We start from the raw sequence: 16,306 nt of genomic DNA on the forward strand, positions 1-16,306 counted from the left end.
GATTTTATTATTTGGGTGGTTGTGGCAATAGGTTGTCAAACGCGTCGATCGTCCAAGCCGTAGTTACGTTTGAATATTGGTCTCTCAACGCTTTCACGTCGGCAGGCAACACTACCGCCGATTGACGACCTTTTCCGACGCGCATAGAAGTGCCTACGAATTCATAACGGATATAGCTGATAACGGAAGCGATCCATTCGTCTGAATTATCTTTCATGGAAGCCATCTCGCTTGGATAGGCTTTCCCGTCAATGGGACCTTTCAATCCGTGTAACAGGATTCTGATGGCGATCTCTTTGTCGGCATTTACGTGTCTGGCGCCTCTCAACGGTGGAGCGGCATTGGTGGGAAGTCCTTTGCCATCACCTCCATGACAGGGTGAACACATCCCTTTATAAATTTCTCCGCCGCCCAAAATCAGTTTTCGTTCGGTAGGTGTAAAGCCCGCCAATTTGGCTCCGTATATTTTGGCATCTTCGTTTCTATCGGTGCTCTTTTTGACACTTGCCAGCATTTGATTGTTTGGATTTTGGGCTAAAATATCCTGTACTATCTTTTTCGCCGATGCATTTTTGCTTGCACCAAAAGACAAAAGCAATTGTGTTTTTACATCAAAACTTTCATCCGTTGCCAATTTACCAAGTTGCTCAATCCATTGATTATCATTCTTTTTGATATACGGCTCGCTCATCCAAATGGCAGCCCGTCGGATTTGTGGATCGGTGTCTTTCAGTGCAGGCAGCAAAAGTTCTTTGTTAATTTCGTTCAAACCTTCAAGTGTCCAGAGCGCGTGCAATCGCCCCAAAGCCGATACATTTTTTTTGCCCGATGCCATCAGTTTCAATTCGGGAACAACAGATTTATCGCCCAATACAATGATCTGTTTCTGAGCGTTATCGCGCCACCAGCCGTTGGGATGATCCAAATAAGGCAGCAGGTTTACGGCAGGTACATCCAGCATTTTGGGCTTGGGACCGGCTTTATAGCCATCGTGTACCAAGCGCCAGATTCTGCCGCGTTGGTTCACTTTGGCTAACCCGTAATAATCGATCTTTCCACGCAGATAACTTCCTTTTTGGGTCCAGTTAGATTCCTGAATAATACCACGGTTCATATCAATAATGTACAAAAATCCATCAGGTCCGGAATAGGTATTGACCGGTCTGAAAAAAGCATCGGTACTGGCAATGAATTCTTTGTGGTCATACACATTTTCGAGGTACGTTTTTCCTTCTCGGTTGACAACTTTAGCACGTCTGATGATGCGGGCTACCGGCTCATTGATAATGTAATCACCCACCAGGTCGGCGGGAAGGCGGTCACCTCGGAAGATGGATTGCCCATTGGCGGAAGTAAAGTGGTTCAAGGTACTGTCCGGGCGTACTCTTTGCAATCCACCCTGCACATCAGGATTTTGAATCTTTGACCAAACAGGGCTGAATGTTTCTTCGCTGTACGCGTCGGCAAATTCCAATTGACCGTATTTTGGGTTGATCTGGAAACCCGAACCGGCATTTTCGCCCCCACCACGACTAAAGAATAACCGACCGTAATTGTCTGAGGTTAAGCCCCATTGGCCATTGGAACCGCTGTGTAGTGAATCGGGTTGAAGCACTCCTTTCACGTACCGAAAACGAATCGGATCAACGGTTTGGTAAATGTAATTATCAATGTTCCAGATCAATCCGCTGCGTTGGTGTTCCAAATTACCGGGAGCAACTTTTCCCAAAATATAAACGGGCTTTTTTACGTCCGAAATACCGTCGCCATTGGTGTCTTTATAGCTATAAATATCGTATGTATCGGTTTCATTGACCAAGAGTTCGTGGTTGACACACAACAACATACGAGGTAAGATCATGTCTTTAATAAAGACCGAACTCTTGTCCATTTTGCCGTCATTGTTCGTGTCTTCCAACAGCATTACCCGACTCTTCGGTTCTTTCGTGCCTGTGCCATCGGCGTCCTGGGTATAGGTCTCCATTTGAGCCACATACATTTTGGCGTTGCCGTCCCAGGCAATAGCTACCGGCTCAGTAATCATCGGCTCACTCGCCACCAATTCCATATGGTAACCTTCCGGAAGCACAAATTTTTGAAGGCTTTGCTCAGGCGTTAGTGGTTTCAAATCAAAAGATAAGGCTTCTCGTAATGTGTCTTTTCTACTCTCTGTGTAAACCTGCTCGGTGGCGGCTTGCGAAAAATCTGCAGAAGCAAATTTGTTGGCAACTCTCACGGAGCAGGCATAGATCAAAACGGTCAGCCCCAATAGCAATAAGTTCAGTTTGGTCTTTTTCATTACTTTCCTTTTTCAAATGATCGGTTGAATGTTAAGCCCGGACAGTTGGGCCATACAATCATCTCGAAGGCAATCGGTATCAGCGTTCTACTGTATAGTTGGTTCTAATAATTACCAATGGACTCAACCGCAGTCGCTCGCGTCCTGCGGGTGACGATTATAATAAGGCCTCTGGCCTACATTTGTTTATTCGGCCGGAGGCCTCGTAATAGTCGTCACTCGCGGGACGCGAGCGACTGCCTAGCTTAAAGATAACGTATGTTTAAAAGGTGTAAAACCTGTCAGGTAAACCGTGGGTGTATCCATTGCCGGCAAAGCTCCTCTTAATTGAATGCCTTTGTGCTCCGCTTTTCCGGGGCCAAAACGAATGGTATCGGTGTTGACCGTAAAAGAACCTGATTCGCCGGCCAAAAGATACGCATTGTCTTTTTTGGGATGCTTTGTCACACCCGCAAACGTGCCGCCGGCTCGAAAAATCAGTTCGAAAGATACGGGTACGCCTTCCGTTCCGCTGATGTCAATGTCTATTTGGAGACCGTTATTGGCTTCTTTGATTTTTACCGTTGTTTCCAGTTTTTGTATTTCGCTTTGTGGGCGATTGGCTTTGGGCATTTTGTCCCAATCGCCGTTCGGGTCAATTTGATCTTTGGCAATGGGCTGAAAATAAGGCCCTTCAAGTGCTTTTTTTAATACCCAAGTATCGCCCTGTTGCTCAATTTTCACGGAATCAAACTGGCCTTTCCCAAAGAAAGAAGCCGCAACACGCATGGCCTGCAACACGGCGTTACCTTTATGAAACGTAAGCCAACTTGCATTGTTAGACAAAATCGTCGCATCCCAATTCTCCCGTCGAATCCGCACAACACCCGAATAAGGAAACGCTTTGGCGTAATTGGTGGGCAACGTCTTGCTCGTCGGCAATTCCTTCCAAAGCGTTGGGTCTTCCAGAAAATAATCCAGATAACCTGCCAATTGGCCTTTGGCAGCGGTATTTTCGATCAATCGACACATGGCGGCCATTTCGCCGTTATTATCATGCAATGCCATGTAACGATAGCAATAATAATATTTGGCCATATTGCCGATGGTGCCTTTGTCCTGCCGATTGGAAGCTTCCGTTACCACCTCGCCGTTGGGATGGACGTAATAAAGCGTCATCATCAAATTCTTACGAACGGGCTCCAACAATTCCGGTTTGTTCAGTCCTTTGGCAATGATGATCAGCGAGCGATTGACAATAGGAGAATAACTGTTCGTGCTTTTTTCGTTGAATTGGCCATCAGGGTCCAGATCAATATGTTCTGCCAACCATTGATCAATGCGATTGGTATAACGGGGATCGGGAAATAACTCATTCAATTTGGTCAACGCCGCCGACACTACCCAACGGTGATTTGGGGTATGAATCCCTCCTACCGCAAGTGCTTCGCCCGCATTTTTCAAAAATGTTTTTAATAAATCAAGCGTCCTTTCGGAGTCTTTGATAGTGGTTTGCTTCAAAAATTTATAAGCGGGAATCATGTTTTCCAAAATAAAACCCGTGTCGGGCGTCGAATGGAAATTGGTTTCCAATAAATCAATGGTTCCGTCCGAATGCTGCATTTTCAGTATGCTCCGCGCGGCGGCTTCTACTTCTTTTAACACATCTTTGGATTGATAATAAGCCGATTCGGGACACGACATGAGCATACACGAAACCATGATAAATCCGGCCGTTGAGTGCGGATTAGGAATCTCTACATCGTTCATATAGCCCCCGAAATACTTGTGGTTAGGGTCTGTTACTTTCAATGGTTTATAATTGGGATACCCCTGATCATAAATTTTAATCCATTCTATCAGCCAAGCCGGTTTGACCGTGCTGTATTTTTTAAACATACTGAAACTCATTACAGGCATGGCACAAAGCGAGGCTGCGCCAATCGTCACAAAACTTCTTCTATTCATTGAAAATGAGGGATTTTAAGGAATTATCTTTATCCATTAATCAGAGTATAGTAATTATAAAATAAGAGAATAAACCATTTTGTTCTACTCTTTTTTAAACTCCAATTTGGAATAAATGCTACCCCTGAAATGCACTTATATTGATTGGGTAACCACTACGTGGCATTTTTTGTATTTATAATTCACCATTTGCTACAAATAGGTAGTGCCTATGGCACAAAATGCCACATGGTGTCGGAACGCCGATGCGGCTACCCTTTTTACTTTTGCCCACACAGCGATGTACGCTAAAATTCTCTGATCTTAATACTTCTGAAATGCACTTCATCACCGTGGTCCTGCAAGAGAATATGTCCCGAAGGTGCTTGGGCAAAATTAGGGTACGTACTGTATTTGCTTTTAGCAACGAGATTGCGGAATATCTGCGAAAAACGGTCGTATTCCACCATTTTGAGGTTGTTGAACCAATGTTCTACATGGCCGTCTCTCACCACCAATCGTATCTTATTCCATTTACCGGGCCCGTTCATGCGTTTGTCTTTACTGCCTTCCGACAGGTTTTCGGCCGTAATGAGATCATATAAGGAAGCCGTCGTGCGATTTCCGCCCACGCCCATCTTGGCATCGGGGTGTACTTTATCGTCCAACAATTGAAATTCAGGTCCCAAACCCGTTCCTGCCCTTTTTGTGCGATCTTCCACCACCAAATATTTCAACCCACTGTTTGCTCCCGGAGTAAGCATATAATCCATTTCGAGTTCAAAGTTTGAAAATTCTTTATCAGTAACAATGTCTCCGCTTTTTATCAACGTATCTTTCTTGGTACCAAGCACTTTCAATACTCCGTCCTGAATTGCCCAGCCTACCGCCGGAAATTTATCATCGTTTGCCAATCGCCAACCATTGGTAGTTTTGCCGTCCCAAAGTAAGCGCCAGCCTTTTCTCTGCTCATTTTCCGACAATTTATTGATCAGATAGCTTATTTCCGGGGCTTCTTCCTTTCCTTTAAAAACGACATCTTTCAGGTTTTCGGTGGCAATTCGGATGTTTCTCCACTGAACCGTCAATCCTACCTGCTCTTCTCTCTTTATTTGGTGAACCTGCAACGCAATGAACCCGCGCGCGGTTTGAGAGTCTAAAAGATTGGTACACGGAATACCGTTTATCCACGTTTTCAGGCTATTGCCGATCGCTTCGATGTGGTATTTATTCCATTGTCCGTTCTTAAACGCCTTTTGCCCTTTGGGATTCACAGACAACGGATACAGCCACCCGTTGCGCCCTTCGTCGAAGATGCCGCCTGACCAAGCCCGATCTCCCGGGTCGATCTCTACCTGATAGCCGTGCACTTTACCGGCCATGACGGCGGGGTCGCTGATGCTCCGGATCTGGATGCCTGAATTCAGCCCCAAGTCTACTTTTACGTCCAGTTCCAACACAAAATCCCCGTAAGTTTCTTCCGTACAAATGAAACTGTTAGGCGTATTGAGTTGCGACACTCCTACAATGGCATTATTGACAATTTTGTATTCAGCACTGCCGTTGCGTTTTACCCAACCCTTTAAATCTTTTCCATTAAAAAGGTCTTTCCATTGCGCATTGGAATTAAACGAAAGAAGGGCAATTGCACATGCTAAAAAAAGGAATTTCATTGTGTATCTGAATAAAAATGAGTGTTAGATTGAAATAGAACCGAATCTTTGCCTTGCCGTGGTCTGTGTCTCTTTTCCGTGGTCTGTGTCTCCACAGACCTGTTTTGTTTTGCCTTGGTCTGTGTCTTTTTTGCCATGGTCTGTGTCTCCACAGACCATGGCAAGGCAAAGGCAAGGTCTTTTTCGGGTCAAAATTGGATCGAAAGGATCAAAAAAAGAGAAGAAAAACAGCTTCTTCTTCTCTTTTTCTTATCATACTGAAATGCGTTTTATTTTCAATTCTCATTACTCACTCCTGCCCTAATATCCTTCGTTCTGCTTCATGGCAGGGAAAGACAAGTCAATCTCAGCCTGTGGAATGGGACGCAGGTAATGTTTATCACTTATGGCAGCACTTTTTGCCGCCCAAGGATTGTATTTTTTGACGCGTTCTACCAATTTGCCGGTACGTTTCAAGTCAAACCATCTTGAATATTCGCCCATGAGTTCGCGAGCACGTTCGTCCAAAATCAAATCTATGGTGATATTGGCGGCGGTAGCGCGGTACGAAACTGCTTCCAGTGATTTTACATCTTCGGGCGCTTTGGCACATTTAGGATCTGTTCCTTTTTTCACCAAAGCGCGGTCCAATACTTTGTTGTAATACACTTCGGCACCGCCCAGTTTTCCATTTTTTGCTCCTTTTACAATAGCCTCAGCTGCAATCAAATAGGCTTCTGCCGAACGGAAAACGGCTTCGTTGAATGTTCCGTACGCATCGCCATAAGCAATGCCCGGTTGCCAGAACTTCCACATCATCGGCTGGTCGGCCGGGAAACCGCTTACGTTTACAACGCTTCCGTTGATGAATCCGTAGCCGCCGCTGTATTCATCCACATTAACGACCGAATAATTCTTTTTACCGCCGTAATCAATTCCTCGTTCGGCAAGTGTCGTGGCCGGTTTGTTCCAAGGACGGAAATAAACAACGGTATCTCCTGCTTTTATGTCGATCTTGAGGTTTGGATTCACGACCGGTAAAGGTTTAAAACCGGCAACGGGCAATAAGGCATATCCTACTTCCACAAAATTAAGGTCATAGCGTGAATCATTTTCCGGGTCAAACAGGCGATACATGGCCGGATTGGTAATGTGAATAGGTTGGTGACGATTATAATCCGTCGTTCTGCCTTTAGAACCCGGATAGCCTTCGCCGCCACCGCCAAATACCGAGTGTAAATTATTTCCACCGGCTGCATCCTGTGTAAAAGCGGGGTCGGTTTTATTGGTCAACACATCTGAATTATATTGTACCGCAAAAACGATCTCTGCGTTCTTATCATTTTGCGCACCCGTATATTGCTTCAACGGATTTTCAGTATGAGTCGGAAACAATTGATTATAAGCCGTAGCCAACGGATACGCATCAATGATCTTGTCGGCATATTGCAGCGCCAGATCAAAATCAGCCGCGGTACCTCCCAACGCATTTTTGAAATTCCATCCACGGGTCAAATACACCCGCGCCAACAAAAACTGAGCTGCCCCTTTGGTTACACGTCCATAGTTAGAGGCCGTCACCGGCAGTATGGATTCCGCATCCGTTAAATCCGTAATGATCTGTTTGTAAATATCCGCCGAAGGAACTCTGGTCGCTTCTTTGCTGGGGCTGAGGGTTTCGACCAAAGGCATGGGAACATCTCCCCATTGTTGAACCAAATAAAAATATGCCAAGGATCTCAAAAATTTGGCTTCCGCCACCCGAATGCCTTTTAAGGTCGCATCCATTCCGGTAATATCAGCGGCACGGGTGATGGCCGTATTGGTCCGGGCAACTTCAGTGTATAACAGCGTCCAAAGGCTTTGAAACTCAGCCAATGTAGCATTTAGGCGAACGTCATAATGCTCTAAAGGGCTCGTGGTAAGGGTAGAAAACTTAGGATCACTAAATCCGCTCTGCGAGAAGATATCGGTACCGTTCAAGACGAGCGAACGGTTCTGGTGAATATTCCGCAGCAACGGATAACAAGCCCGAACCAAGTCTTCAAACCCTGCTTCTGTTTTATAATAAACGTCGGTTGTGAGCGTAGTCACGGGTTTTTCAACCAAAAAGTCTTTTTCGCAACCCGCAGCAACGATGCCTAAAAGGGCAATTGCGAAAGAAGTAATCCGTATATTTATGAGTGATTTCATTGTTGTTTCGTGTTAAAGTCAAGGTTAGAAACTGATGTTTACGCCGATGGAACAAGTCATTGACGGCACGTCGTCCTGATAGATGGCCGAGTTGAATTCAGGGTCAAATCCGGTGAATTTGGTGAATACAAAAGGATTGGTGACTTGGGCATAAAAACGCGCGTTCGACAGTTTCAGATTATTCATTAAACCTTTTGGCAATGAGTAACCCAATGTAATGTCAGAGATACGTAAGAAACTGGCATCCTGATAGTTGATGGCACTGCGGTAAGGGTTGGCCGCCACAACACCAAAATAGGTATTGGAAGGATTGTCGCTTCTCCAATAATCCAACGACGCCAAACGATTGTAACGCGTTCCGCTTACTTCTCCAAAGGTACCTGCCAAGGTGTTGTTGCTGTATTGTACCCCGTTGCGGTAGTACATGAAGAAAGACAGGTCAAATTGACGGTAATTGAAACGGTTGGTAACCCCCAGAATCCAGTTAGGCAATTGTGTACCGAGGTACATTCTATCGTCAATTCCTTCGGTCGAAGAAATCTGGCCGTCATTGTTGGCATCCACTACGCGCACCGAGCCGGGTACCTGCTTGTATTTTGTGGCCAGATCTTTGTCGGCAGTTTGCCAGATACCGTCAAATTTATAATCGAAGTTGGCTCTGATCGGATAGCCTACAAAGAGTTTGTTGCCTTTGTCAACGGTTTGTCCATTGCCATACAATTCAAGCAATTTATTGCGGTTTCTGGTGAAAGCAAACGTGCTGTTCCAACTGAAATTTTTCCCGACAATGTTTACGGTATTCAAGGTAAGTTCTACGCCTTTGTTCTCAATTTGTCCCACGTTGGCAATTACTTGCGAGAACCCGGTCACGGTTGGTATTTTTTGATTCAGGATCAGATCGCTCGTTTTCCGATTATAAATTTCAAGCGATGCCGCAATGCGGTTTTTAAAGAATCCAAAGTCTAAACCCAGGTTCAGTTCTTTGCTTCTCTCCCATCTCAGATCTTTATTAGCCAAATTGGAAGGAGCAAATCCGTAGGCGGCCGTTCCGTCAAAATCATAACCGGTGTTCAACAAACCTGCCTGTGTACTGTATGGATTCACCGTAGAGTTCCCCACTTGGCCGTAGCTCAGGCGCAGTTTAAGGTTAGAAAAAACATTGAGATCATTGATAAATTGTTCATCACCCAAACGCCATGCAAAGGCCACTGAAGGGAAGAATGCCCATTTGTTGGCGTCTGAAAGCTGAGAAGCACCATCTGAACGACCGGTAAGCGTCAACAAATATTTGTCGTTATAAGAATAGTTAACTCTACCCATAAAAGACAGCAACGAGCGCTCAACCAACGAACTGTTTATCCCCGTAACCGTACCTGTATTCAGTGCATACCAATCCGAATTGTACGGCAGGTCTTTTGCCGCAATCTGGTAGGCTTCATTTCGCTGATAAAACGCAGATTGTAAGCCCGTTACGCCAATTTTGTGTTTACCGAATTCAAGGTTATAATTGATAATATTGTCTAATGTGTAGTTGCCCTGTACCCGACTGTCGTACTGCGCTCTTGGCTTGGCACCGATCTGCGATTTTGACCATTGGCCTCTAAAATCTCCCACTCTCTCTGAACTGTAAGAAGCTGAAAGTGAAGAGCGAATGCTTAAACCCTTGATAGGTGTAAACTCCACATACCCGTTGCTCATTACAGTCAGGTTAGTAGTTTGCAGCTTAGAAGTTTTAGGGTCAACATCCGCCAATGGATTAGGTACCTGCTTATCATTGATTCCCATCCAATATGCCAATCCGTCAATATTAAAATCTCCGTTTTCAGAAGGATTCGCAAGGTCACTATAATACGCCGTACCGGTAGGGCGAGCGCGGTAAGCCCCCCGCAACGACTCCTGAGAACCCACATTTTGGTTGCTGTAAGTCACATAAGAAGTAAAACCTACTTTGAAGTGATTCCCCAATTTGCTGTCTAAACCTGCATTCAGATTGTATCTTCTGTATCCGGTGTATAAAACGTTCCCGTTTTCATTTAACAAACCACCCGAAAAACGATAGGTCGTTTTCTCATTGCCGCCCGATACGCTGATGTTATGACTCATTTGCAGCGCCGGATTGGTAATCAAATCCACCCAATCAGTGGTTTTTCCTGACTGAATATTTGCCATTTCGGCGGCAGAGAAAGTAGCCCCTGTCGAACCTTCCAAAATTCGGTCGGTATAAACCGATTTATAGAATTGCTCGCTGTTCATCAATTTTGGAATGTGTGCGGGTATTTTTACGCCTACATAGCTGTCATAACTCACACGCGGCTTGCCCGATATTCCTTTTTTGGTCGTTACGATAATGACTCCATTTGCTCCACGCGCTCCATAAATAGCTGTAGAGGATGCATCTTTCAATACATCCATCGATTGTATATCATTGGGATTGAGGTTGTTGAGACTTCCACCCATTAAGCCGTCAATGACGATCAGTGGCTCCGTTGAGTTATTGATCGTATTTTCACCTCTGATCGTGATATTATAAGGAGCACCGGGCTTATTGCTTGATTTTGTTACGGTTGCACCCGCAACCTGTCCCTGAATTGCCTTGGAAGCCATCACCGGGTTAGCGCGAACAATGTCTTTGGTTTGGACCGAAGCCACGGCTCCTGTCAAATCCGTCTTTTTAATTTCGCCATACCCAACGACCACGACTTCACTCAAAGCCATGTCATCTGATTTCAGCGAAACATTCAGGGCAGTTCGGGTACCCACTACTATTTCCTGTTTTACATAACCAATAAAACTGAAAATCAATACGCTGTTCTCGTCAGCGATATCCAATCTGAAATTACCGTTTTCGTCAGTTGCAGTACCTCGTTGTGTTCCTTTGATGACTACGTTTACACCGGGCAGTTTTTCTCCGCTCTCACTCGTAACTGAACCCGTAATCGTCTTGTCAATAGCTTCCAAAACGGAAGCATGGTTCTCCAAACTTGACACTTGAGCCGTTAAGTTTGTGGGTCGTTCAAGGGATGTTTGAACAGCACTTGCGGGAGAAATCGTTTCCTGCATGGCAGCCTTATGAACGGCTTTTGATGAAACGATCACAAAGGTATCCTTGCTCACTTTTTTCAAACGCAAGCCTAACGGGCGGAGCAATTGAGTCAAATTGCGCTCAGCATTTGCATCAGCATTCAGTTGATTTGAAGGAATAGAAATACCTTCCAACAGTTTTTCTTCAAACAGAATATCAATTCCGTGTTGCTTTTTAAGCTGCATCAACGCATCGCGCAAGGCGATCTTACCGGATTGTGGCTGCGCTTCCAAACGCGGCGCCGATTGTTGGTTAAAAGCCAGTAATTGGGCTGAAAGTCGTGGTGAAGTGTGTAGCCAAACCACAACACTCACCAGAAAAATTGGAATACGTACAGACTTTATCATAATCATAGGGGGTTTAAATTCAATAAGTTAAGGTATAGGTTTGAGGTTTTCCTGCGACGGTATCATTGGGGATAACTCTTACTTCCAACAGATCGGCGATGACCTGTAGAAACTTTTCGGCCGACTCTGCTTTAAAAGTGCCGCCAAGTGTACGTTTTGCCAAGGCAGAATCTGCAATAACGATCTGTGTTCCAAAACGTTCGGTCAATTGGTAGGCTATTTCCGATACAGATGTATTTTGAAAGGTAAAGCGATGTTCTTTCCAACCTGCATGAAGGGCGACCGGCTGATGATGGCGCAGCAGCAACCGTCCCTGAGAAGAGATCGTTACCACATCTCCTGTGGTGATGATCAACGGTTTGATCGTCCGGTCTTTCAATGAACGCAGTTGCACTTTACCCTTGTTCAGTACTACTTTGCTGCCCCGTGCGCGGCTGTAGACCATAAATTCCGTCCCCAGTACCTTCACCTCCAGTTGATCGGGTGTACGAACGATAAATCGTCCGTGGTTTGGCAAATGTTTAACCGAAAATTCAGCCTCTCCTTTCAAAAAAACTTCCCGGGAATTACTCCCAAACCCAAAACGAGGGACTTTCAGGATAGAATTAGCATTGAGTATTACGCGGCTCTCATCGGGCAAATGTATGGTAAGAAGCTCACCATAAGAGGTTTCATAGTGTTTGTACCTGACCGAATCCCGGAACACATACGTGCCAATAGCCACTAAAAACACAACGGACGCCACCAGCCACCAATAGAAAGTCGGTCTGCCTCCCAAGGGGTGTACAGCGGCGGTTTTCTTTTCGGTAATTTCTGTCTGATTCGGCAAACGCAGGCGGGCACTTTCGGTATCAACGATCAACTGCGGATTTTGACGCTCCCATTCTTCAAGCCATAAAAAATAGAGTTCCTGATGGTTTACATCAGCTAACCACTCTTCCAGAAATGCTTTCTGCAAGGGAGTTGCCCGACCTTCAAATAAGGCCTGAATTGCCTGTTTATATATATCCTGATTCATAGGTGCGTAGTAATTATGGCTATAAAAGAGAAAAGCAATCGTTGTTAGTGGCTGAAAAATGCGCTGATGAGTACGGTAGAAAGCAGTCCATAGTTCCGCAAAGACTGCCGCAATAATGACAGCACTTTCGTAATGTGCCCTTCCACTGTCTTGGTCGAAAGGTCCAATTCTTCGGCAATTGTTGCATTCTTCTTTCCTTCAAACCGGCTCATCACAAACACTTTTTGGCTCTGAGGCGATGTTGAACGAATGATCTCTTCAATTTTTATATACAGTTCGTTGTATTGAAGCAGTTGTTGAGGAGTGATCGGTGCATTTACCAAGTCATCATCGACAGGATATTCTGTGGGCTTTTCCCGACTGAATTCAGTCCGTAAATGTGCATAAGCAGCATGGCGAACAGTGGTAAACAAATACGCTCGGTAAGAAGTAGTAACGGTTTGGTGAAGTTGTTTTTGCCAAAATTGGCTGAACACTTCCATGACCAAGTCTTCTGCTACTTCCTTTGAATAGACAAACCGTACGGCATGACTGCAAAGGGGTTGATAATACCGTTTGAATAATAACTCGTAGCCTTTTGTAGTATCATTTTCAAAAGCTCGTTTGATCCACAATTCAGAATCAACGATTGCGGGCGAATTATCCTTCAATGGTGACGGAAAAAGATTGCTCTCCTCCGACTGAGAATAATTTGGCTCCTTGGCATCCATAGAAAGCATAGGGTTGGTATAAAAACGCATGTTTAACTACTAAGAGTATTAAAACACCTCTTTACCCTTGCCCATTATGTAAATATTTTCAAAAAAAATCTTCACATAATTATACTAAAAGCCTATAGACATATAGATTTGAGTAACAACAGTGATCTATGCCCAATAATAGAATTGACACGAGTGCGGTATTTCACTCATGAATTCCGGAAGCAATAAACGTTTTTGGATCAATTGGGAGACATTCCGGCAGGGGCATTGAAGAAGCCCGTAGGCTTGCGAATACTGTATTGACTGAAATCCTGATTAGCATCCAATCCCAATCCATTCATGCGCTCACCCGACAATTGGTTTTCAATCGTTACCTTTTTATCGGTATATACTTTTTGCGTTTGCGGATTCCACGTCAGCTCATCAGAGAATAAGCGCTCTTTTTTTTGAGTTACCACTTTTACGTTTCCCTTTACTTTGTACAAACCTGTGCGATTTTCGAAGCGCCCGGAATCGGATTCCAACGTAGTAAGTACATCTCCCGCCGGCCCGTAAAAATCCACAAATACTTTCTTAGGGAATATTTTATCTTCCGATGGAAGTTTGATCTGTTTTGCGGTTCTTACCCGAACTTTCAAAAAGCCAAGTTCGCTGTAAAGCACTTCAATATTTTCAGCCTCTTCAAGCGGGCCGTTATAGGGGATAAATTTTTTGGAATTTTTGTCTTCCTCACAGGCACTGAATAAACAAAGAAGAAAAAGTGCACAGGCAGCTTTGAAGAATACGCCTGTTTTAACTGACTGTTGTAAAAAACAAATAGGAGATAAAAGTTTATCTCCCATTTGCATCCTTGCAGATGTTGTATTAACCCACCTTAACATCTTGTTGACAAAATTAAGGGGTTCTAACGTCTTTTCCAAAAACAATTGATTTATAAAAGGATTTTTTTTCATTTTTTTTAGCAAAGATTTGTATGCAGACATACAAATATGCTGAAAATAAATACCTTATTGCTCGTTTTTAACAATTTTTAAACCTTCGTTAATCAACTTTAAACTTCTGGAACCACGTATCTTTTAGTGATATTCCAAGAACTACGCGGCCATATCGCTCACGAAAAGTCTGTGTAGAAATCGTTCCCCGTTGCCCCGCGATAAACGACACGTTGATCAAATTTACAAAATTCCGCCCGACGGGAAGGGAGATCCCCATCGAAACACTCATATCATCCACGGCCTTGGTTCCGATAACCAATGGCGTCTGATTATAGACAAAGCCCAGACGGTAAAACACCAAATCCCAATACTTTGTTGAATTGAATTTTGGCACATATTCCAAGCCGAAATGGAAGCTTTGTCCATTGCGCATGTTCTCATTATTGCCCGAAATCCCTTTGTATTCAGACCAATTTTGACGTTCATAGTCAAAGCTCAGCAACAATTTAAAAAATTGCTCATAGCTTAATCCCACACGCCAATTGGCCGGAAGGTTGACCTTCAAATTTGCCTGTGTCAATGTATCGGGGTTCGTGATCGGTTGGCTACCGCTGCTCAATACTTCCAAGGTAGTGCTTCGAATAGTGCTCAAAGAAGAAGCCAAATTATAGGTAGCACCAAAATTCAGAAAATGGTTCTCTTTTAATTTTTGCCGGTAAGCAGCGCCTAATTTCAAATTAACATCACTGAAATTCAAACGGTCGTCGCGGCTAACAATGTAGTCCCTACTGTCACCGATACGCAATTGAGAAGTGACACTGCGGTTGAAATTTCCAAAAAGATAGGTTACATCGGCCCCAACACTCAGGTTTTTCCCAATTTGAAATCCATTGGTCAAATTGATCTGATTAAGCCCTCCTTTGCCATTGTAAACATATTGCGCCTCATAGATAGACGTTCCGATACGGCCGTAGGAATTTTGTTGGTAATTGACGAAACTGTAAGGTTTGATGCTTAATCCAAGCGACCATTTGGGTGCAACCGGAAAAGATAACGCCAAATAGCCAATGTTTCCGCCAAAATCGCGTTGGTTCTGCTTACTGTCCTGAAGACTTTTATATTGACCGATCACCCCTACATCAAACATCGTAAAGCGATTTCGAACCAATAAGGCGGGATTCAGCGAATTGATGTATAGAGGGTTAGAGGAACTTACTCCGACATCCCCCATACCGGCGTTGGGAGAATAACCTTTGGATAACACTTCTCCCAGTCCAATGGCCGAATAAGGAGAGTTTCCTAAACCTTGAGCAAACCCCTTTGTTTGCAGAAATACCACTCCCACTACCAAACTCCATCGAAGAAGCTTACGCGTTTTGTAAATTGACATTGTATAGTAAAATTCGATTCAAGCCCATCAAAACCAGATTTGGCGCCGCAAAGATGCGATTTTTAAGCCGACTTTCAAAGAAAGGCGCATCGCCGCCACACAATAGTACGCGGCATTCGCCGTATTCGTTGCGATACCTTTCCACAAAGCCCTCTATTTCTGCCAATAGTCCATTGATGACTCCACTCTCCATAGCTGTATGTGTACTTTTTCCGATCAACGGCAAAGACGTAATAGATTCCGTCTCTATAGTATTGATCAAAGGTAGCCTTTTAGTAAACGTGTGCATGGCCTGAAATCGCATACGGAAGCCCGGAGAAATTATTCCACCGTGAAAAACGGCATCGGCGCTTACCCAATCGTACGTAATGCACGTGCCCATATCAATGACCAAACAGTTCTCATTTGGAAACAGCCCGGCAGCCCCAACCGCCGCCGCCAGACGATCTGCACCAAGGGTTTGAGGGGTATCGTAATCCTTACCAATAGGGACCGGAAGAGTTGGCGAAAGTTGTACCACCTGTGTATTCAATTGTTGCAAAAAGTCAGCATACGGTTGAGTGTCATGACTTGTGGAAGACAAAATTGCGTGAGTTGGTAATTGTTCGGTCAAAATTCCGGTCAATTCTTCAAAGGGGATCTTATAGTGAGCTTTTACAAGTTTGTCTTCATCAAACCACCCGATTTTGGCAAAGGTATTTCCGAGGTCAATGGCTGCATTCATAAGGAGTTTAATTAATTTCGCGGCACAAAATTGTTGTTT

10 protein-coding genes are annotated in these 16,306 nt (G+C 44.4%); all 10 read right to left on the reverse strand.

Annotated features, from left to right (window positions below):
• Nucleotides 1–7 precede the first annotated feature (7 nt).
• Entirely contained in the window at nt 8–2,299 is a 2,292-nt protein-coding gene (locus ACQY73_RS05020; protein ID WP_428662317.1) for a DUF7133 domain-containing protein, read from the reverse strand.
• A 240-nt stretch (nt 2,300–2,539) separates the two neighbouring features.
• Nucleotides 2,540–4,246 (reverse strand): hypothetical protein, encoded by a 1,707-nt coding sequence (locus ACQY73_RS05025; protein ID WP_428662319.1) that lies wholly within the window; start codon nt 4,244–4,246, stop codon nt 2,540–2,542.
• A gap of 287 nt (nt 4,247–4,533) precedes the next feature.
• Nucleotides 4,534–5,898, reverse strand: a complete 1,365-nt coding sequence (locus ACQY73_RS05030; protein WP_428662322.1) for a 3-keto-disaccharide hydrolase — start codon at nt 5,896–5,898, stop codon at nt 4,534–4,536.
• A 300-nt stretch (nt 5,899–6,198) separates the two neighbouring features.
• Nucleotides 6,199–8,070 carry a RagB/SusD family nutrient uptake outer membrane protein gene (locus ACQY73_RS05035; protein WP_428662325.1) on the reverse strand — a complete coding sequence of 624 codons (1,872 nt, stop codon included), beginning with the start codon at nt 8,068–8,070 and terminating at the stop codon, nt 6,199–6,201.
• Between the two features lie 24 nt (nt 8,071–8,094).
• On the reverse strand, nt 8,095–11,499 hold the full coding sequence (locus ACQY73_RS05040) for a SusC/RagA family TonB-linked outer membrane protein (protein WP_428662327.1): 3,405 nt from the start codon (nt 11,497–11,499) through the stop codon (nt 8,095–8,097).
• Between the two features lie 19 nt (nt 11,500–11,518).
• Complete coding sequence (locus ACQY73_RS05045) at nt 11,519–12,517, reverse strand: FecR family protein (protein WP_428662330.1); 999 nt, start codon at nt 12,515–12,517, stop codon at nt 11,519–11,521.
• 44 nt (nt 12,518–12,561) lie between these two features.
• The gene (locus tag ACQY73_RS05050) at nt 12,562–13,257 is read right to left on the reverse strand and encodes an RNA polymerase sigma-70 factor (RefSeq protein ID WP_428662333.1); all 696 of its coding nucleotides are present in this window, start codon (nt 13,255–13,257) and stop codon (nt 12,562–12,564) included.
• A gap of 200 nt (nt 13,258–13,457) precedes the next feature.
• Nucleotides 13,458–14,060, reverse strand: coding sequence for an LPS export ABC transporter periplasmic protein LptC (gene lptC / locus ACQY73_RS05055; protein ID WP_428662336.1), 603 nt, complete (start codon nt 14,058–14,060; stop codon nt 13,458–13,460).
• Between the two features lie 199 nt (nt 14,061–14,259).
• Complete coding sequence (locus ACQY73_RS05060; protein ID WP_428662339.1) at nt 14,260–15,543, reverse strand: OmpP1/FadL family transporter; 1,284 nt, start codon at nt 15,541–15,543, stop codon at nt 14,260–14,262.
• Nucleotides 15,521–16,267: a type III pantothenate kinase gene (locus ACQY73_RS05065; RefSeq protein WP_428662342.1), complete on the reverse strand. Its 747-nt coding sequence runs from the start codon at nt 16,265–16,267 to the stop codon at nt 15,521–15,523. The genes ACQY73_RS05060 and ACQY73_RS05065 overlap by 23 nt, the downstream gene beginning before the upstream one ends.
• Between the last annotated feature and the right edge of the window lie 39 nt (nt 16,268–16,306).

This window comes from Runella sp. (assembly GCF_965279615.1).
GTDB lineage: Bacteria > Bacteroidota > Bacteroidia > Cytophagales > Spirosomataceae > Runella.